The organism is Pseudomonas sp. ANT_J12, from assembly GCF_008370045.1.
GTDB lineage: Bacteria > Pseudomonadota > Gammaproteobacteria > Pseudomonadales > Pseudomonadaceae > Aquipseudomonas.
Map to the genome: position 1 here is coordinate 75419 of NZ_VOBN01000016.1, position 24542 is coordinate 99960.

General features: G+C 60.1%; 24 protein-coding genes, 4 tRNA genes and 1 pseudogene. 14 read left to right on the forward strand and 15 right to left on the reverse strand.

Annotated features, from left to right (window positions below; all coding sequences use genetic code 11):
• Positions 1–2: 2 nt before the first annotated feature.
• The 3 genes from FQ192_RS25575 to FQ192_RS25585 form a co-directional block, all read right to left on the reverse strand.
• Positions 3–1592, reverse strand: coding sequence for a PAS domain-containing sensor histidine kinase (locus FQ192_RS25575; protein ID WP_149661038.1), 1590 nt, complete (start codon positions 1590–1592; stop codon positions 3–5).
• Positions 1582–1815 carry a PP0621 family protein gene (locus FQ192_RS25580; RefSeq protein ID WP_133837696.1) on the reverse strand — a complete coding sequence of 78 codons (234 nt, stop codon included), beginning with the start codon at positions 1813–1815 and terminating at the stop codon, positions 1582–1584. Before FQ192_RS25580 ends, FQ192_RS25575 begins: the two co-directional genes overlap by 11 nt.
• Before the next feature lie 125 nt (positions 1816–1940).
• The gene (locus FQ192_RS25585) at positions 1941–2963 is read right to left on the reverse strand and encodes an outer membrane protein assembly factor BamD (protein WP_149661039.1); all 1023 of its coding nucleotides are present in this window, start codon (positions 2961–2963) and stop codon (positions 1941–1943) included.
• Between the two features lie 151 nt (positions 2964–3114).
• Between FQ192_RS25585 and rluD the strand changes: the two genes are divergently transcribed.
• The 9 genes and pseudogenes from rluD (at position 3115) to FQ192_RS35145 (ending at position 9988) form a co-directional block, all read left to right on the forward strand.
• Entirely contained in the window at positions 3115–4077 is a 963-nt protein-coding gene (rluD, locus tag FQ192_RS25590) for a 23S rRNA pseudouridine(1911/1915/1917) synthase RluD (protein ID WP_007942311.1), read from the forward strand.
• A complete protein-coding gene (gene pgeF, locus FQ192_RS25595; protein ID WP_149661040.1) occupies positions 4074–4799 on the forward strand; it encodes a peptidoglycan editing factor PgeF in 726 nt (241 codons plus the stop codon). The genes rluD and pgeF overlap by 4 nt, the downstream gene beginning before the upstream one ends.
• Positions 4800–4930: 131 nt before the next feature.
• Positions 4931–7495 (forward strand): ATP-dependent chaperone ClpB, encoded by a 2565-nt coding sequence (gene clpB, locus FQ192_RS25600; RefSeq protein ID WP_149661041.1) that lies wholly within the window; start codon positions 4931–4933, stop codon positions 7493–7495.
• Positions 7496–7792: 297 nt separating this feature from the next.
• Positions 7793–7868: transfer RNA gene (locus FQ192_RS25605), tRNA-Asn, on the forward strand.
• A 9-nt stretch (positions 7869–7877) separates the two neighbouring features.
• A tRNA-Pro gene (locus FQ192_RS25610) sits at positions 7878–7954 on the forward strand.
• 5 nt (positions 7955–7959) lie between these two features.
• Positions 7960–8035 (forward strand) — tRNA-Lys (locus tag FQ192_RS25615).
• Positions 8036–8131: 96 nt separating this feature from the next.
• Positions 8132–8208, forward strand: a tRNA-Pro gene (locus FQ192_RS25620).
• Positions 8209–8362: 154 nt separating this feature from the next.
• Positions 8363–9133 (forward strand): annotated as a pseudogene (locus FQ192_RS35140) (MCP four helix bundle domain-containing protein); the annotation flags it as partial.
• Positions 9125–9988 (forward strand): methyl-accepting chemotaxis protein, encoded by an 864-nt coding sequence (locus FQ192_RS35145; protein WP_372242363.1) that lies wholly within the window; start codon positions 9125–9127, stop codon positions 9986–9988. The pseudogene FQ192_RS35140 and the gene FQ192_RS35145, both read left to right, overlap by 9 nt.
• 62 nt (positions 9989–10050) lie before the next feature.
• On the opposite strand, the gene FQ192_RS25630 is transcribed toward FQ192_RS35145, so the two are convergent.
• The 5 genes from FQ192_RS25630 to FQ192_RS25650 all read right to left on the reverse strand — a co-directional run bounded on the left by FQ192_RS25630 (position 10051) and on the right by FQ192_RS25650 (position 13482).
• Positions 10051–10449 (reverse strand): EF-hand domain-containing protein, encoded by a 399-nt coding sequence (locus tag FQ192_RS25630; protein ID WP_149661043.1) that lies wholly within the window; start codon positions 10447–10449, stop codon positions 10051–10053.
• 295 nt (positions 10450–10744) lie between these two features.
• Positions 10745–12043 (reverse strand): NAD(P)/FAD-dependent oxidoreductase, encoded by a 1299-nt coding sequence (locus FQ192_RS25635; RefSeq protein WP_149661044.1) that lies wholly within the window; start codon positions 12041–12043, stop codon positions 10745–10747.
• A 60-nt stretch (positions 12044–12103) separates the two neighbouring features.
• The gene (locus FQ192_RS25640; protein ID WP_054051322.1) at positions 12104–12277 is read right to left on the reverse strand and encodes a DUF3094 family protein; all 174 of its coding nucleotides are present in this window, start codon (positions 12275–12277) and stop codon (positions 12104–12106) included.
• Between the two features lie 54 nt (positions 12278–12331).
• Positions 12332–12859 (reverse strand): MOSC domain-containing protein, encoded by a 528-nt coding sequence (locus FQ192_RS25645; protein WP_149661045.1) that lies wholly within the window; start codon positions 12857–12859, stop codon positions 12332–12334.
• The gene (locus FQ192_RS25650; RefSeq protein ID WP_008154887.1) at positions 12856–13482 is read right to left on the reverse strand and encodes a DUF1780 domain-containing protein; all 627 of its coding nucleotides are present in this window, start codon (positions 13480–13482) and stop codon (positions 12856–12858) included. Before FQ192_RS25650 ends, FQ192_RS25645 begins: the two co-directional genes overlap by 4 nt.
• A 127-nt stretch (positions 13483–13609) precedes the next feature.
• On the opposite strand from FQ192_RS25650, the gene FQ192_RS25655 reads away from it, so the two are divergent.
• The 3 genes from FQ192_RS25655 (at position 13610) to FQ192_RS25665 (ending at position 15042) form a co-directional block, all read left to right on the forward strand.
• Positions 13610–14077, forward strand: a complete 468-nt coding sequence (locus tag FQ192_RS25655; protein WP_149661046.1) for an FAD/FMN-containing dehydrogenase — start codon at positions 13610–13612, stop codon at positions 14075–14077.
• On the forward strand, positions 14074–14763 hold the full coding sequence (locus tag FQ192_RS25660) for an energy-coupling factor ABC transporter permease (RefSeq protein WP_149661047.1): 690 nt from the start codon (positions 14074–14076) through the stop codon (positions 14761–14763). Before FQ192_RS25655 ends, FQ192_RS25660 begins: the two co-directional genes overlap by 4 nt.
• Before the next feature lie 63 nt (positions 14764–14826).
• The gene (locus FQ192_RS25665) at positions 14827–15042 is read left to right on the forward strand and encodes a hypothetical protein (RefSeq protein ID WP_008033212.1); all 216 of its coding nucleotides are present in this window, start codon (positions 14827–14829) and stop codon (positions 15040–15042) included.
• A gap of 9 nt (positions 15043–15051) precedes the next feature.
• On the opposite strand, the gene yacG is transcribed toward FQ192_RS25665, so the two are convergent.
• Genes yacG through pilB form a run of 5 tightly spaced genes read right to left on the reverse strand, consistent with a single transcriptional unit; the run spans position 15052 to position 19663 of the window.
• The gene (gene yacG, locus FQ192_RS25670) at positions 15052–15252 is read right to left on the reverse strand and encodes a DNA gyrase inhibitor YacG (protein ID WP_149661048.1); all 201 of its coding nucleotides are present in this window, start codon (positions 15250–15252) and stop codon (positions 15052–15054) included.
• A complete protein-coding gene (coaE, locus tag FQ192_RS25675) occupies positions 15249–15872 on the reverse strand; it encodes a dephospho-CoA kinase (protein ID WP_149661049.1) in 624 nt (207 codons plus the stop codon). The genes yacG and coaE overlap by 4 nt, the downstream gene beginning before the upstream one ends.
• On the reverse strand, positions 15869–16741 hold the full coding sequence (locus FQ192_RS25680) for an A24 family peptidase (protein ID WP_149661050.1): 873 nt from the start codon (positions 16739–16741) through the stop codon (positions 15869–15871). The genes coaE and FQ192_RS25680 overlap by 4 nt, the downstream gene beginning before the upstream one ends.
• A gap of 1 nt (position 16742) precedes the next feature.
• Positions 16743–17960 carry a type II secretion system F family protein gene (locus tag FQ192_RS25685; protein WP_149661051.1) on the reverse strand — a complete coding sequence of 406 codons (1218 nt, stop codon included), beginning with the start codon at positions 17958–17960 and terminating at the stop codon, positions 16743–16745.
• A 2-nt stretch (positions 17961–17962) separates the two neighbouring features.
• Positions 17963–19663 (reverse strand): type IV-A pilus assembly ATPase PilB, encoded by a 1701-nt coding sequence (gene pilB, locus FQ192_RS25690; RefSeq protein WP_149661052.1) that lies wholly within the window; start codon positions 19661–19663, stop codon positions 17963–17965.
• Between the two features lie 225 nt (positions 19664–19888).
• Between pilB and FQ192_RS25695 the strand changes: the two genes are divergently transcribed.
• Positions 19889–20302 carry a pilin gene (locus tag FQ192_RS25695; protein WP_149661053.1) on the forward strand — a complete coding sequence of 138 codons (414 nt, stop codon included), beginning with the start codon at positions 19889–19891 and terminating at the stop codon, positions 20300–20302.
• A gap of 345 nt (positions 20303–20647) precedes the next feature.
• Positions 20648–20998 carry a BON domain-containing protein gene (locus tag FQ192_RS25700; RefSeq protein ID WP_149661054.1) on the forward strand — a complete coding sequence of 117 codons (351 nt, stop codon included), beginning with the start codon at positions 20648–20650 and terminating at the stop codon, positions 20996–20998.
• Between the two features lie 242 nt (positions 20999–21240).
• On the opposite strand, the gene FQ192_RS25705 is transcribed toward FQ192_RS25700, so the two are convergent.
• Positions 21241–21537, reverse strand: a complete 297-nt coding sequence (locus FQ192_RS25705) for a DUF2845 domain-containing protein (protein WP_149661055.1) — start codon at positions 21535–21537, stop codon at positions 21241–21243.
• The gene (locus FQ192_RS25710) at positions 21537–24479 is read right to left on the reverse strand and encodes a DUF748 domain-containing protein (RefSeq protein WP_149661056.1); all 2943 of its coding nucleotides are present in this window, start codon (positions 24477–24479) and stop codon (positions 21537–21539) included. The genes FQ192_RS25705 and FQ192_RS25710 overlap by 1 nt, the downstream gene beginning before the upstream one ends.
• Positions 24480–24542 lie beyond the last annotated feature (63 nt).

Genomic DNA, 24542 nt, shown 5'->3' on the forward strand with positions numbered 1-24542 from the left:
GTTCAACGTTGTTTCCGTCCGTGTGCAAAGGTGATGCGAAAGCAGCCGCCGCCTTGGCGTGGTTTGAAGTCTAGGCGGGCCTGGTTGCTTTCGCACAGCTCACGGGACAGATAGAGCCCAAGGCCGGTGCCTTGGGTGCTGGTGGTAAAGAACGGTTCGAACAGGTGCACTTGCTGGTCCGGTGCCACGCCGGGACCGTTGTCCAGCACTTCGAGCACCGGTAACTGGCTGTCGGCGTCGATAAACAGCTCAAGCCAGACCTCGGCCCTGTCATGGGTCAAGGCGCTGTGCCGCCAGGCGTTGCGCAACAGGTTGTCGAGAATTTGCGTCAGTTGGTTCGGGTCCATCAGCGTTGTGAAGTGGCCCAGGCCGATGCGCAGGTGAATGTGCTGGCGTTCGCTCGCGGCTTCACGGGGCTCTTCGACGAACTGCATTAGCCAAGGCTTCAGGTCGAGCCGTTGCGGTGCGGTTTGCTGGCGGCGGGACAGTTGCAGGACGTTTTCGATAACCCGATTCATTCGCTGAGAGTGGTCTTGAATAATCTGGGTCAGACGTCGATCCGCGCCGTTCAGTTCCTCGGATTCCTGCAGCAACTGCGCGGCGTGACTAACGGCGCCCAACGGATTGCGGATTTCGTGGGCGATACCGGCGGTCAGGCGACCGAGGGCGGCGAGCTTCAGTTGTTGGGCTTGTTGGGCAATCTGGGCGAGGTCTTCGAGAAAGATCAGGGTCTGATGGTGCGGGCTTTGGTCCAGGGCAATAAAACTCGGCTGCAACTCCAGGCCGGAATGGGCGACTTTCAGGCTCTGGGGGCGCAAGGTCGGGTTGTTCAGCCACAGTTGCAGGCGTTCGACCAGGGTTGGCGAGTAATCATCGATCAGTTCCCCATCCAGACGTTCCTGCCCCAGCAAGGACAGGGCGCTGTGGTTGGCCAGTTGCACGCGGCGCTGGTCGTCGAGCACAAGGATGCCGGTGCGCATGCGTTGCAGGATCAATGCGTTGAGGGCCTCAAGGCCGACCACTTCGCTGGCCCGCTGTTCGGCGAGGTGTTCGCTGACTTCCAGGCGCCGGATCAAGCCTTGCACCAGCAACGCGGCGGCAAAGCACAGCGCGCCAAGGGTGCCGGCTTGCAGATAGTCGCTGGGGCTGGTGGGGTGGCTGAAGCTCAGCAGGAAGCTTGAGCCGACGATGCCAAGGGCCGCGACCGCCGCAATCAACAGGCCGATACGCCCGCGCAGCAGGGTGTTGCCGATCGCCACCGACACGATCAGCAAATTGCCGATGGCGCTGGCTACACCGCCGGCGGCGTAGAACAGGCCGCATAACAGCAAGACGTCGACCAGGGTCAAACTGAACAGCTGCGCCGGGCGCCGGGTGTTCTCCAGGAACACCACCAGCAGGATGTTCAGCACCAGATACAACCAGCTGCCACTGCGCAGCAGATCGTTATTGGCGAGCGTCAGCAACTGGTTGTCCATGTTGCTGGAGATCAGCAGCACCAAGGTGATGCCGACACTTAAACGGTATAGATGGTAGAGGCGCAGCAGTCGCTGGGCCTGTTTGCTGCCGGGGCCGGAAGCCTCAGCGATCACTGGAGCCCGGGCCTTGCTCGAGGTGGGCCTGGCTGCAATACCACTGTTGTTGAAGGCTCAACGCGCGGTCGCGCGGCAGGTGCACGCCGCAATGGGCGCAGCGCACCATGGGGGCGGCTTCCAGTTCGGCGGAGGAGCGGGGCGCTGAAGCCTGGCCCTTGTACTTGCGCCAGAACCATACCGCAGCGGCAATCAGGGCGATCCAGAACAATAAACGGAGCATGGTGGGCTGCTTAAAGAATGATGATCAGGCAGTTTAGCCAAGGACATGACGGGCGCACAGCGTAATAAATCGCCGCCATGAAAAAGGGAGACCCGAGGGTCTCCCTTTTTGCACAGCCTTGGGTGTTAGTCGAACACACCAAAGGTCATGTAGCTGAACCACGAACGGTCGCTGTTGTTGCCTTCCGCTTCGTGTTGCTCTTCCTCGATCACGTCGCCGTTTTCATCTTTAGGCTTGAGATCGTTCGGAATCGAGTCTTTCGCGTCCTGGAACTGCTTCTGCACGTCCTGGTTGGCGCGGGTTTCGCCCGGCGGCAGCGGTGGACGGGATTCGATCAGGCCCAGAGTAGCCTTGCTCAGCCACGAACGGTTGTCCGCTTCGTCGACCGATGGCTTGAACTGACCGTCCACCAGGCTTGGGTGGTTCGGGTAGTTGAGCTTCAGGGTTTCGAGGCTGGTGTTGGCCAGTTCGTCCAGGTGCAGACGCTGATAGGACTCGACCATCACCGCCAGGCCGTCACCGACCGAAGGGGTTTCCTGGAAGTTTTCCACCACATAACGACCACGGTTCGCGGCGGCAACGTAGGCCTGACGGGTCAGGTAGTAGTCGGCAACGTGAATCTCGTAGGAAGCCAGCAGGTTGCGCAGGTAAATCATGCGCTGCTTGGCATCCGGCGAGTAGCGGCTGTTCGGGTAGCGGCTGGTCAGCTGGGCGAACTCGTTGTACGAGTCGCGGGCAGCGCCCGGGTCACGCTTGGTCATGTCCAGCGGCAGGAAGCGCGCCAGCAGGCCGACGTCCTGGTCGAAGGAGGTCAGACCCTTGAGGTAATACGCGTAATCCACGTTCGGATGCTGTGGGTGCAAACGAATGAAACGCTCGGCGGCAGACTTGGCAGCCTCAGGCTCGGCGTTCTTGTAGTTGGCGTAGATAAGCTCGAGTTGAGCCTGATCAGCGTAGCGCCCGAACGGATAACGCGACTCCAGGGCCTTCAGCTTGGCTGTGGCGCTGGTGTAGCTGTTGTTGTCCAGGTCGGTCTGAGCCTGCTGGTACAGCTCGACTTCGCTAAGGTTTTCGTCTACGACTTCCTTCGATGAGCAAGCAGCGGTCAATGCGAGGATGGCGATCAGCAGCAGGTGTTTCACTTGCATGGCGGCTTGCGTCCCTATGACGGCCGCTGTCTTGGGCGGGGCCGTCCTGTTATGATGAGCGCCCCGTTGAATAGCCTCGGGGCAAAAGACGCCGTATTTAACCACAAGCGCGCAGCCGAAACCAAAGGCTGTGCCGACGCCTAGTCTGAGCATGTCCGATAAAATTGAACTTCGCGCAGAGGTGCCGTCCGAATTGGGCGGCCAACGCCTCGATCAAGTCGCCGCACAATTATTCGCTGAGCACTCGCGCTCGCGCCTTTCCGCCTGGATCAAAGACGGCCGCCTGACTGTGGATGGGGCGGTTATCCGCCCGCGAGACATCGTTCATGGTGGTGCCATTCTTGAACTCACTGCCGAGCAGGAAGCTCAGGGCGAATGGATCGCTCAGGACATCGAACTGGACATCGTCTATGAAGACGACGACATCCTGGTGATCAACAAACCTGCGGGTCTGGTGGTGCATCCGGCTGCCGGTCACGCTGATGGCACCCTGCTCAACGCCTTGCTGCATCACGTGCCGGACATCATCAATGTGCCCCGCGCCGGTATCGTGCATCGTCTGGACAAGGACACCACCGGTCTGATGGTGGTGGCCAAGACCATTCAAGCGCAGACGCAGCTGGTTACACAGTTGCAGAGCCGCAGCGTCAGCCGGATCTACGAGTGCATCGTGATTGGCGTAGTGACTGCCGGTGGCAAGATCAACGCGCCGATCGGTCGTCACGGCCAGCAGCGCCAGCGCATGGCGGTGATGGAAGGTGGCAAGCAGGCCGTCTCCCACTACCGCGTGCTCGAGCGTTTCCGCTCCCACACTCACGTGCGGGTGAAGCTGGAAACCGGTCGTACGCACCAGATTCGCGTGCACATGGCCCACATCAACTACCCGTTGGTCGGAGACCCTGCCTACGGCGGTCGCTTCCGCATCCCGCCGGCAGCCAGTGTGACCATGGTCGAATCGTTGAAGGCGTTCCCGCGTCAGGCCCTGCATGCGCGGTTCCTGGAGCTGGATCATCCGACCACCGGTAAACGCATGAGCTGGGAATCGCCGCTGCCGGACGACTTCGTCTGGTTGCTGACCCTGCTCAAGCAAGACCGTGAGGCGTTCATTGGATGAGTGACTGGCTGATTCCCGACTGGCCTGCGCCTGCCGGGGTGAAAGCCTGTGTGACCACCCGTGCGGGCGGCGTCAGTCTGACGCCGTTCGACAGCCTCAACCTCGGCGATCACGTCGACGACAGCCCTGAAGCCGTCGCCGAAAATCGCCGGCGCCTTACCGATCATTTCTCTATTCAACCGGCCTGGCTGCAACAGGTTCACGGCATTGTCGTGGCCGATGCAGACCCAAGTCAGGTGGCCACCGCCGACGCCAGTTGGACGCAAACACCCGGTGTCGCCTGCGCGGCGATGACGGCCGACTGCCTGCCTGCATTGTTTTGCGACCGTGCCGGCACGCGCGTTGCCGCGGCCCATGCCGGTTGGCGCGGGTTGGCGGCGGGCGTGCTGGAAGCGACCCTCGACAGCCTGGCCGTACCGCCCGCCGACGTGCTGGTCTGGCTCGGCCCGGCAATTGGCCCGCAGGCCTTCGAAGTCGGCCCGGAAGTCCGGGAAGTCTTCATCCGGCAATTGCCGGAAGCCACTAAAGCCTTCGTGCCGAGCCAGAACGCCGGCAAGTTCATGGCCGACATCTATGAGCTGGCGCGTTTGCGTCTGGCCGCTCGCGGTGTCACCGCTGTTTATGGTGGTGGTTTCTGCACCGTGACCGATCCGCGCTTCTTTTCTTACCGCCGCAGTCCGCGCACTGGTCGGTTTGCCTCCCTGGTCTGGCTCGAAGACTAAGCTTCCCTGATCTACATCAACTGTATGACGCTTGAAACTCCCAGAATCGACCGCATCTAGTGAGGTATCTGGCAGGTTTCTTCACTCAGGATGGTTTTTTAGGTCCGGCCTGCTCAAAAGGAAGGTGACCCATGCGTATAGACCGTTTAACCAGCAAATTGCAGTTAGCCCTATCCGATGCCCAATCCCTGGCCGTCGGCCTCGATCATCCGGGCATTGAACCGGCGCACTTGATGCAAGCCATGCTTGAACAACAGGGTGGTTCGATCAAACCCCTGTTGATGCAAGTCGGCTTTGACGTCAACAGCCTGCGCAAAGAGCTGACCAAAGAGCTCGACCAACTACCGAAAATCCAGAACCCGACCGGCGACGTGAACATGTCGCAGGATTTGGCGCGCCTGCTCAACCAGGCCGATCGCCTGGCCCAGCAGAAGGGCGACCAGTTCATCTCCAGCGAGCTGGTGTTGCTCGCTGCCATGGACGAGAACAGCAAGCTCGGCAAGTTGCTGCTCGGCCAGGGCGTCAGCAAGAAAGCCCTGGAAAACGCCATCAATAACCTGCGCGGCGGCGGAGCCGTCAATGATGCCAACCACGAAGAGTCGCGTCAGGCTCTGGATAAGTACACCGTCGACCTGACCAAGCGCGCTGAAGAAGGCAAGCTTGACCCCGTGATCGGCCGTGACGACGAAATTCGCCGGACCATTCAAGTCCTGCAACGCCGTACCAAGAACAACCCGGTGCTGATCGGCGAGCCTGGCGTGGGTAAAACCGCGATCGCCGAAGGCCTGGCCCAGCGCATCATCAACGGCGAAGTGCCGGATGGCCTCAAGGGCAAGCGCCTGTTGTCCCTGGACATGGGCGCGCTGATTGCCGGCGCCAAGTATCGCGGCGAGTTCGAAGAACGCCTGAAATCCCTGCTCAACGAACTGTCCAAGCAGGAAGGGCAGATCATTCTGTTCATCGACGAACTGCACACCATGGTCGGCGCCGGTAAAGGCGAAGGCTCGATGGATGCGGGCAACATGCTCAAGCCAGCCCTGGCCCGTGGCGAGTTGCACTGCGTCGGCGCAACCACGCTCAACGAGTACCGCCAATATATAGAGAAGGACGCGGCCCTCGAGCGGCGATTCCAGAAAGTGCTGGTGGAAGAACCGAGCGAAGAAGACACCATCGCCATCCTGCGTGGCCTCAAGGAGCGTTACGAGGTGCACCACAAGGTGGCGATCACCGACGGCGCGATCATTGCGGCGGCCAAACTGAGTCATCGCTACATCACGGACCGTCAATTGCCGGATAAGGCCATCGACCTGATCGACGAAGCCGCCAGCCGTATCCGCATGGAAATCGACTCCAAGCCGGAAGTGCTGGATCGTCTGGAGCGCCGGTTGATCCAATTGAAGGTGGAATCCCAGGCACTGAAAAAAGAAAGCGACGACGCGGCGAAGAAACGCCTGGAAAAACTCCAGGAAGAAATCGTCCGCCACGAGCGGGAGTACTCGGACCTCGAAGAAATCTGGAACGCGGAAAAAGCCGAAGTCCAGGGTTCGGCCCAGATCCAGCAGAAAATCGAACAGTCCCGTCAGGAACTGGAAGCCGCACGCCGTAAAGGTGACTTGAACCGCATGGCCGAGCTGCAATACGGGATCATCCCGGACCTGGAGCGCAGCCTGCAAATGGTCGACCAGCATGGCAAGAGCGAAAACCAGTTGCTGCGCAGCAAAGTGACGGAAGAAGAGATTGCGGAAGTCGTGTCGAAGTGGACCGGCATCCCCGTGTCGAAAATGCTCGAAGGCGAGCGCGACAAGTTGATGAAGATGGAAAGCCTGTTGCACCAGCGTGTGATCGGCCAGGACGAAGCGGTGATCGCGGTCTCCAATGCGGTGCGGCGTTCCCGTGCCGGGTTGTCCGACCCGAATCGCCCGAGCGGTTCGTTCATGTTCCTCGGCCCGACCGGCGTCGGTAAAACCGAGCTGTGCAAGGCCCTGGCCGAGTTCCTCTTTGATACCGAAGAGGCGATGGTGCGGATCGACATGTCCGAGTTTATGGAGAAACATTCCGTGGCTCGCTTGATCGGCGCGCCACCAGGCTACGTAGGCTATGAAGAGGGCGGTTATCTGACTGAGGCGGTGCGTCGCAAGCCTTACTCGGTGATCCTCCTGGACGAGGTCGAGAAGGCCCACCCGGACGTGTTCAACATCTTGCTGCAAGTGCTGGAAGATGGCCGGTTGACCGACAGCCATGGCCGCACGGTGGATTTCAAGAACACCGTGATTGTCATGACTTCCAACCTCGGTTCGGTACAGATCCAGGAACTGGTCGGTGATCGTGAAGCGCAACGGGCGGCAGTGATGGATGCGATTTCCACCCACTTCCGTCCGGAGTTCATCAACCGGGTAGACGAAGTGGTGATCTTCGAGCCATTGGCGCGGGATCAGATCGCGGGCATCACCGAGATCCAGTTGGGTCGCCTGCGCAGTCGCCTGACCGAGCGCGAGCTGAAGCTGGAGCTGAGCCCTGAGGCGATGGATAAGTTGATCGCGGTGGGTTACGACCCGGTGTATGGCGCAAGGCCGCTCAAACGAGCGATCCAGCGCTGGATCGAGAACCCATTGGCGCAGCTGATTCTGTCCGGTCGTTTCCTGCCGGGCGAGACCGCTTTCGGCAAGGTGGAAAACGACGAAATCGTTTTTGGCTGAGCCGTAATGCCTGTGAAATAAACAAGGCCTCGCATTGCGAGGCCTTTTTTTCGCCAGGCTGTTGAACTGAAAGGAAAAGGCTTGTAAAGTGCGCCCCGCAGTAAGTCACCCGTCAGGGTTTCTACTCCCCAAGTAGAAATCTGAAATAAGTTGCAAATCATTAACTTGAATGCAAATTAGGGGGTTGACAGAGGTGCTTAAGATTGTAGAATAGCGCGCCTCAGACACACGAACGCAGCGATGCGAACGGGTCGAGAGATGCAGCAAGTTTCACCGTTGTAAATTGAAATATGTAGTTCCGTGATAGCTCAGTCGGTAGAGCAAATGACTGTTAATCATTGGGTCCCAGGTTCGAGTCCTGGTCACGGAGCCAATTTCAAACCGGGGTATAGCGCAGTCCGGTAGCGCGCCTGCTTTGGGAGCAGGATGTCAGGAGTTCGAATCCCCTTACCCCGACCATTTTTGGGTCGTTAGCTCAGTTGGTAGAGCAGTTGGCTTTTAACCAATTGGTCGTAGGTTCGAATCCCACACGACCCACCATTTTTGAAACCAGTTAACGCTGGGATCAGATCTTAAGATCAGAGGCCAAAAGCGCTGATCGAAGAAGAAGGCGACTGAAAGGTCGCCTTTTTTTACCGGGGTATAGCGCAGTCCGGTAGCGCGCCTGCTTTGGGAGCAGGATGTCAGGAGTTCGAATCCCCTTACCCCGACCATATTAAAAATCCTCGTATCGAAAGATACGGGGATTTTTTTTGTCTTTGAAAAAGTGCAGTCTAGCTTCAAGTCATCGTACAACTTGCCGATAACGAGCCATCGGAGCGCAAAGCCGCGTCTCCCTCCCGCCCATAAAAACAAAAGGCGCTCGTTATGTTTCTTCGTCAGCTGAATATTGCCCCCCGTGCTGCGCTGGGTTTTGCCCTGATTGCGGTGTTGGTGGCGTTGCTCGGGGTGTTTGCGCTGGGGCAGATGTCGAGTATTCGTGACAGCGAGGTAGCGGTTGAAAGCCAATGGCTGCCGAGCATCCGTGGCGGCGACGAGATCCGCGAGATCATGTTGCGCATCCGCACCATTTCCCTGCGCATGGCCCTGGACCAGGACCCGAAGAACATCGCGCAGTACCGCAGCCAGATGGACACACGGGACAAGGAGCTGAGCGACAAGATTGCCGCCTACGACAAGTTGGTCAACACCGTTGAGGGCCAGCAGTTGTATGACCAGTTCAAAAGCACCTTCGCCGCTTATCGCACGGGCATCGCTCAGTCGTTCATCCTGGCCGAACAGGGCCGTCGCGACGAGCTGACCAAATTGCTGCTGATCGACATGAAGACCGTGGTCGATGGCTCCGGCAAACAGCTCACTGACCTGGCAGATATGTTTGCCAAACAAGTCGCCGCCGAAAGCCAGAAGTCCGCCGCGCACTATGAAACATCGCGCACGATTGTCGGCCTGTTCATCGCCCTGGCGGCGCTGGCCACCGTCGGCCTGGCGATGCTGCTGACCCGCAGCATCGTACGTCCGCTGAATGAAGCCTTGAATGCCGCAGAAAACGTGGCCCGTGGCGATCTCACCAACCCCATCGAAACCCACGGCAGCGACGAAGTCAGTCGCCTGCTCAAAGCCCTGGCGACCATGCAGCAGAATTTGCGCGAAACCCTGCAGGGCATCAGCGGCTCGGCCACGCAACTGGCCACCGCCGCCGATGAACTGAACGCCGTCACCCTCGACAGCACCCAAGGCCTGCAACAGCAAAACAACGAGATCGAGCAGGCCGCCACAGCCGTCAACGAGATGACCACCGCTGTGGAAGAAGTCGCACGCAACGCGGTGTCGACGTCCGACGCCACGCGCCAGTCCAGCGAATCGGCGCACCAGGGCCAGGAACGGGTCAGCGAAACCGCCAGCGCCATCAGCGCCCTCGCCAACGATGTGCAACACACCGGCGAGTTGGTGCAGTCCCTGGCCAATCAATCCCAGGACATCGGCAAGGTGCTGGACGTGATTCGCGCCATCGCCGAGCAAACCAACCTGTTGGCGCTCAACGCCGCCATTGAAGCGGCGCGGGCGGGGGAGAGCGGTCGCGGATTCGCCGTGGTGGCCGATGAAGTGCGGGCGCTGGCCCATCGCACCCAGCAATCGACCCAGGAAATCGAGCAGATGGTCCAGGGCATGCGCAGCGGCTCGACCCTGGCACTGGACTCCATGCACGCCAGCGCTTCTCGTGCCGCCAGTACGCTGGTCCTGGCCGAACGCGCCGGCGAAGCGCTGCAGACCATCACTGCGTCGGTACACGAGATTCACGAACGCAACCTGGTGATCGCCAGCGCCGCTGAAGAACAGGCGCAAGTGGCGCGGGAAGTCGACCGCAACCTGGTGAACATCCGCGACCTGTCAGTGCGTTCTGCCGCGGGCGCCGATCAGACCAGCGCCTCCAGCCATGAACTGACCAAACTGGCCAGTGCCCTGCAAGGCATGGTGCGGCGCTTTCGGGTGTAAATCCGCAAGGCACAAAAAAGCCGCGCTTCCCTTGAGAATACGCGGCTTGTTTGTTCTGGGGCTTAGGCGCCGTCTTGGTCTTTCAGGTGTTCGAACAGGCCTTTTGGCATTTTCTTGCCGTTGGCCTCGAAGTTGGCTTTCACGTTGTCGAAAGCCTCTTGTTCGTCGATGAAGCCATCGTGGTTTTTGTCGATCTTGTCGAAATTAGACTTCGGCGCGACAGCCTGGAACTCGGCGCGGGAGACCTTGCCGTCGCCATCGGTGTCGGTCTTGGCCATCGACGCATCGCCGCATTTACCTTCGCCACACTTGCCTTCCGGGGTTTTCACAACCTGTTCGGCGGAGGCCAGCAGGTAGCCTTGGGTCAGTGGCTGGGAAGCGAATACGGAGCCGGTCAACATCATGCCGCCAGCCAAAACAGCGCCGAACAGACCAATAGTGTTTTTAGTGGTACGGGACATTTCAACTCTCCTGGGTTGCACGACACAACCGCTCGATAAAGGATGCCGCGTGATTGCGGCGTTAACCGAAGCAGGCGGTGCCTTGCTCGGGTGTGGCCATTTAACGGGGCGGGTGTATCGCTTCTGTGTCGTGCAAGGGGGGAGTTTGTAAGCGAAGGGGGGAAAAGGTGGGGCGGGATACAGTGGGACACATATGAATGAACATGTTGGACCGCGTTGCCCCATTCGCGGGCAAGCCTCGCTCCTGCAGGAGCGAGGCTTGCCCGCGATGAGGCCCTAACCGGCGCTAAAGATCTTAATGCAGCTTGAGCCGCGGCTCAGTCCCACGCCCGATCTTGCTCCCGAGCATCAACATCGCCGTGCGAAACGCGCCATACAACGCCATCTGGTGCATTCGGTACAGCGACACATAGAACATCCGCGCCAGCCAGCCTTCCAGCATCACGCTGCCCGTGAGGTTGCCCATCAAGTTACCCACAGCCGAAAAACGCGACAGCGAGATCAGCGAGCCGTAGTCGGTGTACTTGTACTCCGGCAGGGTCTTGCCTTCGATCCGCAGTTTCAGCGATTTAGCCAGCAACGACGCCTGCTGATGCGCAGCCTGGGCGCGTGGCGGCACGTTGCGGTCGGTGCCCGGTTGCGGGCAGGCGGCGCAGTCACCGAAGGCGAAGATGTTCTCGTCGCGGGTGGTTTGCAGCGTCGGCAGCACTTGCAGTTGATTGATGCGGTTGGTTTCCAGGCCGTCGATGTCCTTGAGGAACCCCGGCGCACGAATCCCGGCCGCCCAGACTTTCAGGCTCGCGTTGATCACCTTGCCGTCGGCGGTGATCAGGCTCTCGGCCGTCACTTCACTGACCGCCGCATTGGTCATGACGTTGACCCCGAGCTTCTCCAGGGTTTTATGCACAGGCCCGCCGATACGTTCCGGCAGGGCAGGCAGCACCCGTGGCCCGGCTTCGATCAGGGTGATGTGCATGTTTTCCGGTTTGATCCGGTCCAGTCCATAGGCCGCCAATTCATGGGCCGCGTTGTGCAGTTCCGCCGCCAGCTCCACACCGGTGGCACCGGCGCCGACGATGGCCACGCTGATCTGCTCCACGACATCGGTTTGCCCGGCATGGGCGCGCAGATAGTGGTTGAGCAATTGCTGATGGAAACGCTCGGCCTGTTTGCGGGTGTCGAGGAACAGGCAATGCTGTGCCGCGCCCTGGGTGCCGAAATCGTTGGTGGTGCTGCCGACCGCGATCACCAGCGAGTCGTAACCCACCTCGCGCGCCGGGACCAGTTCAATGCCGGCTTCGTCGTAGGTCGCCGCCAACTGGATTTTTTTCTGCGTGCGGTCGAGCCCGCTCATGCGCCCTAGCTGGAACTCGAAGTGGTTCCATTTGGCCTGGGCAACATAGTTGAGTTCGTCTTCGGAAGAGTTCAGCGACCCGGCCGCCACTTCGTGCAACAGCGGTTTCCAGATGTGGGTCAGGTTCGCGTCGACCAGCATCACACTGGCCGTGCCGCGCTTGCCCAGAGTCTTACCCAGACGGGTAGCCAACTCCAGACCGCCGGCGCCGCCGCCAACGATAACAATACGGTGAGTCATGGGGATATCTCGCAAGGCTAAAAGAAATCGGTGCGATTACCCGAGCGAGCGCAAGGCAGCTCATAGCGTCAGGTAACCGATAAGGCGGCTGAGCAAGCCCAAACCAATGGTCACTGCCAGCACCAGCACCAGGAGCATCCACGGCCGGAAGGGCCGGCGCTCGACTCGGTGTTGGGACAAGTGCAGGTACTCTTCGACATGCTTCTGGTCGTCGGGGTTCAGGCGGCTGGTCATATTGGGCCTCGTCAGGGGTAGACGTTGCTGAATGTGTAGAAGCTACAGGCTGATTTAACGAACGTTGAACGGAGCATAGCCGGTGTCGGGAATGGGCTCGACGCTCACCGTATCGTCCAGGCGAATGATTCCACTTTGTAACACTCGGGCGGTGATTCCGCCATGTCCGCGCACGGCCTGAAACGTCCCGGGGCCGAGGTTGTTTTGCAGGCGTGCGCAGGGCTGGCACCAGCCGGTGGTTTCGAAAATCGCCTGGCCGATCTTGAAGCGCCGGCCCTTGAGGCTGAACAGGTTGATCCCGCTGATCACCAGATTGCGCCGCAATTCACCCGGCAGCACCGGTTGATCATCCGGGCGGCCCATCAGCGAGCTGATCACGGCCAAGTGTTCCCACTGGATCAGCGTCACCTGCCGCGCATTGCGTACGCCGGGGCGGGCCTTGTCACCGGTCAAACCGGCCTCGAGTCGCGCTTCCACGACGTCCAGTTCAATCATCGGCACATGGGACGCCGGGCGCACGCCAATCCAGCGCACGCGGCCAACTTGCGGGACTTCGGCCATCAATTCCTGCAAAGGGCTCACAGGCTGATCCCGACATCGAAGACGATGCTGCGACCGAGGTTGCTGCGCAAAAAGTCTGGCGCATCCGGATGGGCGAACAGCACCCGGGCGAAGGTCGGCCCGACCAGCGACAACGAGCGCCAACCCTGGCGCAAGTACTCGGTAGGCGGCGGGAAATGGCTGTTGAGGTCCAGCACTTCGCGCTTGAGGCTGGCGAAGGCGATGATGTCCAGCTCGCCCAGGTCCATGCCGCGTTCTTTGTAGTTGTGGGCTTTTTTGCGCAGGGTCGGCGCCAGTCGCAGCAGGAATTCATTGGCCGGGATGCGTCGGGGCTTGGCCTCGCGACGTACCAGGGAACTGAGGGAAAACGCGCTGCGCCTTCGTTGCAGTTCGTCGCGCCATTCGTCGTTGAGGCGTCGGCCTTCGTCGAGCACGAAGAACACCTCGAAACTGGCGTCGCGGAACAGCACGTCCGGCGGCTCCCCGGCGGGGGCGAATTCGTCGGCGCGGTAGGGAATGTTCAGGCCTTGCAGCAGGCGCTGGCAGACCCAACGCTCACGCTCCCATTTGCGGGCATTGGACAGGAACGCGTTGGCTTGCTCGGCCGCGATGGTCAGCAGGCGTAAATAATCTGAGTCATCCATAGGCCCAAGCTTAGCGTTCAAATGCGACAAGCAGAAAGCCTTTACCGGTAAACGACGTTACTGGGCGGCCAGAACCGGCGGTGTAGACTGATATCCATCGTGCGTATCCACTATCGAGGAGTTGAATGTGAAATATTGGCCGGTGTTGTTGCTCAGTCTTCTGCCCTTGTGGGCCCAGGCGTTGGAGGTGGGCGAGCGCCTGGCGCCCTGGACCTTGCTGGATCAATTCGATCAGGCCTACAGCCTCGACAACCAGACGCAGACGTTGCTGGTGGCGCGCAGCATGGACGCCGCGAAGCTGGTCGATGCCGCGTTGCAAGGCCAGCCCAAGGGCTATCTGGAGTCGCGCCAGACGGTATTTGTCGCGGACATCCAGCGCATGCCCCGGCTGATTGCAAAAATGTTCGCTGTACCCAAGATGCGCGACTATGCCTATCGGGTCATGCTCGACCGCGATGGCCGCGTAGCGCCGCGCTATCCAGGGGCTGTGGACAACGTGCTGTGGCTGCAGCTCAAGGAGGGTCGCTTGGTTGAGCAGCACGAGTACGCCACGGCAGCGCAATTGCGAGAGGCGTTGGAGAAAGCCCGGCCATGATCGGTGCCGAGCTCCTGTCACCGGAGAGCCTGATAGTCGGCTGGGGGATTTACTTGCCCGTGCTGATCTGGGCGATCTGCCGTGCGCCCTGGGTCGAGCTGTTCACCGACAGTCGTCGCCAGCATCTGTTGTTCGGCACGGTGTTCGCGCTGTTCATGTTGTGGCTGGTGCGACGGGATTTCGATACCGGCGTGTCGTATCACTTTATCGGCATGACCGCGGTGACGTTGCTGCTGGACTGGCCGCTGGCGATTGTCGGTGGCTTGATCGCGCAGATGGGGTTGGTACTGCTTGGGCGACAGGACCTGATGGCCGTCGGGGTGAATGGTTCGCTACTGATTCTGCTGCCGGTGCTGGTGACGGAATGCTGCGCGATCCTCGTCGAGCGGGCCCAGCCGCGTAATCCCTTTGTGTATATCTTCGTTTCCGGTTTCTTTGCGGCGGCGCTGTCGGCGTTGTTGTGCCTGTTGCTGGCGCTCACGTTGCTGTGGTGGGACGAACGCTTTGCGATGCCGTACTGGCTGGAAGATTTTGTCGGTTACTTGTGGCTGCTGATTTTCCCCGAGGCGTTTATCAACGGCATGATCATCAGTGCGCTGGTGGTGTTCAGTCCTGAGTGGCTGGAGACTTTCAACCGCACCCGCTACCTTTCGGCGCCCTGGAAAGACGACGATCCCAAGTCTTGATCCACATCAAATCGGTCAGGTGCTCGCGAACTCATGCTCGGCGAAACCTTCAGGAGCACCGATATGAGCGTTTACGAGTGGGCAAGGCAGGAGTTGCGTCACAGCCTGGATGCGGCGCAGGAAGTCGGGTTTGATCCGGGGTTGAGCCTGCGCGCCTTGCTCAGTGCGGTGGTGCAACAGAGCAAGGCGGTGCGCAGTGTCGAGGACCTGGCGGATGAGTTGCAGTTTCTCGCCGAGAACCTCGATGACGGGCAGGACTACGGTTTCATGCGGCCCTGATGTTAGTGATCAGTGACGCGGCTCGAAGTCTTCGCTGAACAGGTCGTCCTCGGCATCCGGGCTCACCGGGATCTTGTGTTCTTCCGACGCCCAGGCTCCCAGGTCGATCAGTTTGCAACGGTCCGAACAGAAGGGCCGGAAGACGTTCTCCGGTTTCCATTCCACGGGTGCGCCGCAAGTCGGGCATTCGACGGTCGAGATTGGGCTCATGACTGGCCTCCACGCAAAGTAAGGTAAAAGTGATGCAGGCGTTCGACCTCGCTGTGCAGCCAGGCGAGGTCGCGGTCGTTGACCACCACATCGTCGGCATGGCTCACGCGATCCTGGCGGCTGGACTGGGCCTTGAGGATCGCCTGGACCTGTTGCTCGCTGGTCTGGTCACGCTGCAGGGTGCGTTCGATCTGTAGTTGTTCCGGCGCGTCGATCACCAGCACCCGTTGGGTCATGGCGTTCTGCCCGGACTCGATCAACAGCGGCGACACCAGAATCGCGTAAGGCGATTGTGCCTTGGCCAAGTGAGTAACGATTTCCTCGGCGATCAGCGGATGCAGCAACGCTTCGAGCCAGCGGCGTTCCTCCGGGACTTCGAAGATCAGTTTGCGCAGCGCCGCGCGATCGAGTTGGCCATCGGCTTGCAGTACGCCGGGGCCGAAGTGCTCGGCGATCTTAGCGAGCGCCGGACGCCCCGGTTCCACCACCCAGCGTGCCGCGTGATCGGCGTCCACCACATGCACACCGAGGTCGATGAAGTGCTGGGCCGCCGCGCTTTTGCCGCTGCCGATGCCGCCGGTCAGGCCGAGAATCCAGGGTTTTTCCACAGGGGTATTCATTTCAAACCGACAAACTGCCAATAGAAGCCGGTTATTTGACCACCCCAGAGCAATGCAATCCAGCCAGCAATCGCCAGATAGGGACCGAAGGGGATGGGCGTCGAGGTTTTCGCGTCGCGCAAGCGCAGCAAAATCACCCCGAGAATCGCCCCCACCAGCGATGACAGGAGGATGGTCAGCGGCAGAATCTGCCAACCGCCCCAGGCCCCCAGCATCGCCAGCAGCTTGAAGTCGCCATGGCCGATGCCGTCCTTGCCGGTGATCAGCTTGAACAGCCAGAACACCGACCACAGCGCCATGTAGCCGGCCACCGCGCCCCACAAGGCATCGTGCAAGGGCACGAACAGCTCGAAGCTGTTGACGATCAGCCCCAGCCACAACAACGGCAGCACCAGCACGTCGGGCAACAGTTGATGCTCGGCATCGATCAGGCTCATGGCCAACAGGCCCCAGCTCAACACCAGCATCAGGCCGCCAGGCCAGCCGAAACCGAAATGCCAGGCGACGAACGCCGAGAGCAAGCCGCAGGCCAGTTCGGTCAGTGGGTAACGCTTGCTGATCGGTGCGGCGCAGGTCGAACAGCGCCCGCGCAGCAACAGGTAACTGAGCAGCGGGATGTTTTCCCAGGCTCGGATCCGGTGGGCGCAGTGCGGGCATTGGGAATGGGGCAGCATCAGGTTATAGGTCGGCAGGGGCGTCTCACCGGGTAAGCCCAAGACATCGTGGGCCTGCACGCGCCATTCCCGTTCGAGCATCTTCGGCAGGCGCCAGACCACCACGTTGAGGAAGCTGCCGATCACTAGGCCGAGCACCAGCGCAAAGATCACGAAGGCCAGCGGATAGAGGGTCAAGTAGTCGATCAAGGGCATGTCAGATCGCTGAGCCGAGTTGGAAAATGGGGAGGTACATGGCAACCACCAGACCGCCGACGACGACGCCCAGCACCACCATAATGAACGGTTCCATCAGGCTGGTCAGGTTGTCGACCATGTTGTCGACTTCGTCCTCGTAGAAGCTGGCGACCTTGTCGAGCATGTCGTCGAGGGCGCCGGACTCCTCGCCGATGGCTGCCATCTGGATCGCCATGTTCGGGAACACGCCCGAAGTGCGCATGGCAAAGTTCAGCTGCATGCCGGTCGACACGTCCTGCTTGATGCGCAGCACCGCACGTTTGAACACGATATTGCCGGTGGCGCCGGCCACCGATTCCAGGGCATCCACCAGCGGCACCCCGGCGGCGAAGGTGGTCGACAGCGTGCGGGCGTAGCGGGCCACGGCGGACTTGTACATCAGCGTGCCCACCAAGGGCAGTTTCAACAGCCAGGTGTCCACCCGATCGCGAAAGACCTGGGATTTTTTGAAGGCGCGACGCACACCGTAGATCGCCGCAGCCATGACGCCGAGCATCACCCACCACCATTCCTGCATGAACTCCGACAGGTTGATCACCATCAAGGTGAAGCCCGGCAGTTCGGCGCCAAACCCGGCGAACACAGTCTTGAACTGCGGCACCACCTTGACCAGCAAAATCCCGGTGACGATGATCGCGACGAACACCACGGCCAGCGGGTAGGTCATGGCTTTCTTGATCTTGGCCTTGAGGCTCTCGCTCTTTTCCTTATAGGTCGCGACCCGATCCAGAAGCGTATCCAGGGCGCCGGCCTGTTCACCGGCGTCCACCAGGTTGCAGTACAACTCATCAAAATATTGCGGCTTCTTGCGCAGGGAGGCGGCGAAGCTGTTACCGGCCGCGACCTCCTGTTTCACCTCATCCACCAGCTTGCGCATGGCCGGGTTGTCGAAGCCTTCGCCAATGATGTCGAACGACTGCAGCAGCGGCACACCGGCCTTCATCATGGTCGCCATCTGCCGGGTGAACAGGGAGATGTCCTGGGCCTTGATGCGTTTGCCCAGGCTGAAAATAGACGCGGATTTCTTGCGCACCTTGCCCGGGTTGATCCCCTGCTTGCGCAGCTGTGCCTTGATCAGCGCCGGGTTCTGACCGCTCAACTCGCCGCTCATCTTCGTGCCTTTCTTGTCCATGCCTTCCCAGGCGTAGACGCTGATTTTTGCTGCCTTGACCGCCATGTTCAGTCCTTGGTGACCCGGTTGATTTCTTCAAGGCTGGTGATGCCTTGCATGGCCTTGATCAGCCCCGACGTACGCAGATCGTTGAAGCCGTCCTTGCGCATCTGGATGTCGATTTCCAGGGAGTTACCCTCGGCCATGATCAGCCGTTGCAGGTCCGGGGTGTTCTTCACCACTTCATATATCCCGATTCGCCCTTTGTAACCGTTGTTGCACTGATCGCAACCGACGGGCTCATAGATCGTGAAAGAACCGATGCGTTCCTCGGGGAAGCCTTCCTTGATCAGGGCCTCCCGGGGAATCTTGATCGGCGTCTTGCAATGACTGCACAATTTGCGCGCCAGGCGCTGGGCGATGATCAGGCTGACCGAGGTGGCGATGTTGAAGCCGGGGATGCCCATGTTGTGCAGGCGGGTCAGGGTTTCGGCGGCGCTGTTGGTGTGCAGGGTCGACAGCACCAGGTGCCCGGTCTGGGCGGCCTTGATCGCGATTTCTGCGGTTTCCAGGTCACGGATCTCGCCGACCATGATCACGTCCGGGTCCTGACGCAGGAACGAGCGCAAGGCCTGGGCGAAATCCAGTCCCTGCCTGGGATTGACGTTGACCTGGTTGATGCCTTCCATGTTGATCTCCACCGGGTCTTCGGCGGTGGAGATGTTGATGTCCACGGTGTTGAGAATATTCAGCCCGGTATACAGCGACACAGTTTTACCCGAACCGGTGGGGCCGGTGACCAGAATCATCCCCTGCGGCTGCTTGAGCGCGGCCATGAACAGGGCTTTCTGGTCGGGCTCGTAGCCGAGGGCGTCGATGCCCATTTGCGCGCTGGACGGGTCGAGGATCCGGATCACCACTTTCTCGCCCCACAGCGTCGGCAGGGTGTTGACCCGGAAGTCGATGGACTTGCTCTTGGACAGGCGCATCTTGATCCGCCCGTCCTGAGGTTTGCGTCGCTCGGAAATGTCGAGGCTGGCCATGACCTTGAGGCGGGCGGCAATCCGTCCGGCCAGTTGAATCGGTGGCTTGGCCACTTCGCGCAGAATGCCGTCGGTGCGCATCCGCACCCGGTAGGTTTTTTCGTAGGGTTCGAAGTGCAGGTCGGAAGAGCCGCTCTTGATCGCATCCAGCAGCATCTTGTGGACGAACCGCACCACGGGCGCGTCGTCGGCATCCTGCCCGGCGATGGAATCGTGGTTTTTGTCGTCGGGCGACTCGATGTCCAGGCCATCCAGGTCAACGTCGGCCATTTCTTCCAGGCCGGTGGTGTGGGTGTCGAAGAATTTTTCGATGGCGTCGCTGAGCTTGTCGTCCTCCACCAGAATGGCTTCGGTGCTCAGCCCGGTGCTGAACTGGATGTCGTTGATCGCTTGATGGTTGGTGGGGTCGGAAATCCCCACGAACAATTTATTGCCACGTCGCCAGAGGGGCAGGGCGTGGTGCAGGCGAACCAGTTTCTCGCTGACCAGCCCTTTGGGCTGGGTTTCCTTGTCCAGGCAATTGAGGTCCAGCAAGGCCATGCCGAAGTGCTCCGAGGCAATCTCCGCCACCTGCCGGCTTCGCACCAGTTTGTTCTGCACCAGGTAGCTGACCAGGGAGATGCGATTGCGTTGGGCTTGCTGATACGCCTGTTGCGCGCTTTTTTCAGTGAGCAGTTCGGCCAGCACCAATTGCTTGGCCAGGCCACTAAGGGCGATGTCGTTCATGGGGATACCGGACGCAGACAGTTCATGACTTATAGCCTAGTCAAGGCGAGGAACCAAACCAGCGGTGTTGAGGTGACAAAAAGTGTCAGATAGTGCGGATTCAGGGAGTAGGAAAGGGCGCTTTCTTTGCGCCGCGCCCCGTGTACAGGGCATGCGAGGCTTGGCACGGACCCTGCTGGGGCTTATTCAGATCATGAGATTCCGACTCATGCATGGAGCTTGTCTATGAATATTCAGAAAGGTTTTACGTTGATCGAGCTGTTGATCGTGGTGGCGATCATCGGGATTCTGGCGACGTTTGCGATTCCGGCTTATACCAAGTACCAGGCGCGGGCCAAGGTGACGGCCGGGATCGCGGAAGTCTCCGCGCTCAAGGTGGCGTATGAAGACATTATCAATGCAGGTTCGGCTGACCCGACGGCCGCTACTGTCGCGCCGAGTTTCGCTTCGCAAAACTGCACCCTGACAGTCACTGGCACCGTTGCCTCCGGTGCAGGGACCATTGCCTGCACGCTGATTCAAGCGCCGGCGCCTGTGTTGGGCAAGGTGATTACCTTGACTCGCACGGCGGCTGCGGGGTGGTCGTGTGCGACCACTGCCCTGAAGGATTACTCGACGCCGAGCTGCCCGGGCGCTTGATATTCCTTTAGCAGAATCAATACCCCGCCCTTGATGGCGGGGTATTTTTTTGTCTGAACGCTGCCGAAAACGCGCATTCGTTAAATCCATTTCACCCTCTACCGGGTGAACAAGGAAATTCCCGGCAATTCATGGCCTTAGGCCTGCTTCAAAACCCGCAACTTGCATGTCGATAACGTCCGGCTCATGCATTTTGCATGATTCCGGAATTTCGCATATTTTATAAGTTGTTGTTTTATAACGATTTATTGTCTGTCTCAAAGTTGGCACAGCGTTCGCAATATACCCAGTAACCCTGCTGAGAAGACACGCAGCAGACTTTATAGAAAAACAGGAGTTACTCGTATGAAGAAGTTCGCTATTGCTACTGCTACCGCGCTGACCCTGACCATGGCCGGTGCAGCTTTTGCACAGACCACTACCACCACCCAAGCCCCGATGACTCTGGCGGCCGGTGAAATGACCAAGGCCAAGGAAACCACTTCCGATACCTGGATCACTACCAAAGTCAAAAGCGACCTGGTAACCGAGAAAGGCATTCCAGGCACTGACATCAAAGTAGAAACCAACAAAGGTGTTGTATCCCTGTCGTCGACTGTAGCCATTACCGACGCTCAGAAAACCACCGCTGTTGCGATCACCAAGAAAATCAAAGGCGTTAAAGCGGTTTCCGCTGACGGCCTGAAAGCCGAGTAAGGCAAGACTTCTCCGCTTGAACCGGGAGAAGGCGTGGCAGACGAGCCGAGCCATACGTCTGCCGCCTCTGGAGAGTTCATGCGAAGGCCACAAGGATGTGGCCATTACAGGCCTCCGACATTCGTGTCGGGGGCCTGTTTTATTCCGGGTCGTAAAAGCAAAAGATCGCAGCCTTCGACAGCTCCTGCACAAGTGATGTATTCACCCCGTAGGCGCTGCCGAAGGTTGCGATCTTTTGCTCTTTAATTGCCGCGTTTGCTGGTGATCTGCACTAGCCGATTCCCTTCAAACCGCAGGTATTGGTACATCCCGCTGTTGGGTCCGTAGGTCCATTCCTCGACCTGGAATTCTTCCCGGCGGTTGGCGCTGCGCTTGTAGCCCAGCGCATCCCGGGCCACGGGTTGTCCACATTTCTGCAGTACTTCGCTGGACCTGTCGCCGACGCTGATCAACTGGCTGCCACAGCGCAGGGTATCGGCAGCTGCGGCCTGGCCCGCCGCGAGTGCCAGGGCCAGGCTGAGTAACCAGCGCGCGCCCATCACTCGGCGTCCAGGTGCATCGGGGTAACCACCCGACCGTCGCTTTGCGCTTCGCCAAGGTTGGCGTCGACAAAGTACACGCGGTCATCGGCCATTTGCGTCTTGTCCACCAGGAAATCCTTGATGCTGCTGGCCCGTTCCTGGCCCAGTTGACGCAACAGCACGTCGCTGGAACTCCAGAACTTGATCACGTCCGCACGCATTTTGGCGGTGCGTTCTTCCTTGCCCAGATCCTTCCATTCGGCCGGTGGCTGGGTCTTGAGGCGCGTGCGATAAATCCCTTCCAGCAGCGGACCTTTCTCGCCCTCCGGCACTTGCAGCAGGGACGCTTGGGCCGGGACCTTGTCGCCACGGCGCTGGAGCATCTTGTAGTAGTTGTACTGGTATTCGCGCTCCAGGCGTTGCTCGGCGATCAAGGGGCCATCGCTGCTTTGTGCCGCCGTGCCTTCGATTTCCAGGCGCAGGGCCGGGCGTTCCTTGAGCGCGCTGGAGAGTTTGATCAGCGACGCTTCGGCGTCTTTGGTCAGGTCACTCGAACCCGGTGCGAACGACACGGTGCCCAGATCTTCCGAACCGCCACCACTGATCAGCCCGCCAATCATTTTGAACGGCGCGGCGGCCGCCTTGACGATCAGGTTGCGCAGGGTCTGCCAGACAATCGGCATGACGCTGAACTGCGGGTTGTTCAAGTCGCCGGTCACTGGCAGCTCGATGGAAATCTTGCCGTCGACGTCCTTGAGCAGGGCGATCGCCAACTTCAGCGGCAGGCTTGTGGCGTCCGGGCTGTCGACTTTTTCGCCGAGTTGCAGTTGCTCGACCACCACTTTGTTTTCAGCCTTCAACTGGCCCTTGGTGATCAGGTAATGCAGGTCGAGATTGAGGCGGCCCTTGCGGATGCGGTAACCGGCGAACTTGCCGGAGTAGGGCGTAAGCGTCGTCAGCTCGACACGTTTGAAACTGGTAGCAATGTCGAGGCTGGCCATCGGGTCGAACGGGTTGACCGCGCCCTTGATCGTCACCGGCGCATAGCGGTCGACCTTGCCCTTGATGTCGACACTGGCCGGTTTCGCCTGGCGGCTGTCGATGGTGCCGATTGCACCGTTGAGTTCTTGCACGGCGGTGGCGAAGTTCGGGGTCAGGCTGAAGTCGGCAAAGTTGGCCGAGCCATCATTGATCGCAATGCCGCCCACGTGAATGCCCAGCGGTTTGTCCTTGCCGGCCGCTGGTTTGGCGGCGGCGGTCTTGGCGCCGGCGTCAGGCGGTTGCGGCACCAGCAGGTCATCGATGTTGGTGGTGCGGTCATCGTTGATCATGAAACGCGCATAGGGCTGGAACAGGTTGACCTTGTCGATCGACAGGCTGTCACCGTGCTGATAGTTCAGGCCTTCGAGCACCAGTTGCTGCCACTTGAGGAAGTCGCGGGTTTTCAGGGTGTCGAGGGTGTGCAGCTGATCGACCTGGGCGCGGCCGGTCACGCTGAACGCCAGCGGATCGGTGCTTTTCAGGTCCACCGCGAGGTCACTGCCGAGCATGCCGCTGCGCAGTTCCAGGCGAATGAACGGGGTGATGTAGGACTGGGCGACGCGCAGGTCGATGTCCTTGGTCTGCACTTTCAGCTTGGCGCTGACCGGTGCCAGATTGACCTGGCCGTCCGCCGTGATCTTGCCTTGCTTGCCCAGGCCGGTGTCGAGCTTGAGGTTGAAAGGCGAGCCGTTGAGGCTGTCGAAGTTCTGCAGGTCAACGTTCAACGGGCCGACTTCCAGGGCCACGGGCGGTTGTGCCTTACGGTCCGCCAGGTGCACCTGGTAATTGCGCAGTTGCACGTCTTTGAGCAGCACTTGCCACGGTTTGCTTGGCGCGGCGGGTGCCGGAGGCGGTGAATCCGCTGCGGCTGGGGCCGTGGCGGGTTCTTTATTGGCCTTCACCGTTGCCTTGGACGGTTGGCTGGCGAACAGTTTCTGCCAGTCCAGTTGGCCGTCCGCTTCGAGGGCGGCCCAGGTTTCCAGTTTGTTGCTGCGGATCTTGCCGACCACCACTTGCTGCTTGGCCAGGTCGATGCTGGTGTCGCTGACATCCAGGCGTTCAAGCCGCACCAATGGCCGACCGTCCGGTGCATTGATGGCAAACGGTGCGACGCTGACTGCGACGTTGCTCAGCAGCAGTTCGGTTTCCTTGGCCAGGTTGAGCTTGTAGTCGGTGCTCAGGTTCAGCACGCCGTTTTCCAGGGCCAGCGGCAGCGCATCGCGCACGTACGGCCACCAGACTTTCATCTGGCCGTCGGTGACTTTCAACTTACCTTCGGAGGCGATCGGGATCAGGCTGAAGTTGCCGGTCCAGTCGATCTGCCCGCCCGACGGGCCGGCCGCGACCAGGGTCATGTCGGCGTTGTCATCGGGCAGGGTGCTGAGGTTCTTCAGCTCGAAATCGAGTTTGTCGTAAAGGAATTCGATGGGCTCGCTGGGGCGCGCATCCTGGAAGTGCACATAGCCGCCGGCCAGTTTGATCCGCTCGACCCGCAGGGGGAACGGTTTGGCGTTCGGGTCGGCCGGGGTCGGTTCGCTGGCGGGGATCTTGAACAGGCCGAGCAAGTTGAGCTTGCCGTCCTTGCCAAAGAGGATTTCGGTCTTGGGCTTGTCCAGTTCGATATCGGACAAGTGCAGGGCCTTGGTCCACAGGCTGTCGATCTGCAGGTTGGCGTAAAGCCGTTCGAAGCCGACCTGTTCCTTGCCCGGTTCACCGATGATCAGGCCCCACAGGGTCACTTCAAGGCTGAACGGATTGAGTTCGATCCGCTGGATATGGGCGGGCGTCGTGGCGTAGTTGGCCAACTGCTGGTTGGCGACCCGCAAGGCGATGCCCGGCAAAATCAGAAAACCCAGCAGGCTGTAGAGGGCCAGAGCAGTCAACAGAGCGCCGATAGCGCGGATCAATCCTTTGGGCATGTGCGGCTTCATTTGTCTGATCGGAGTGCCTTGGAGTATGGCACGCGTTTTCGGTTCCGAAGT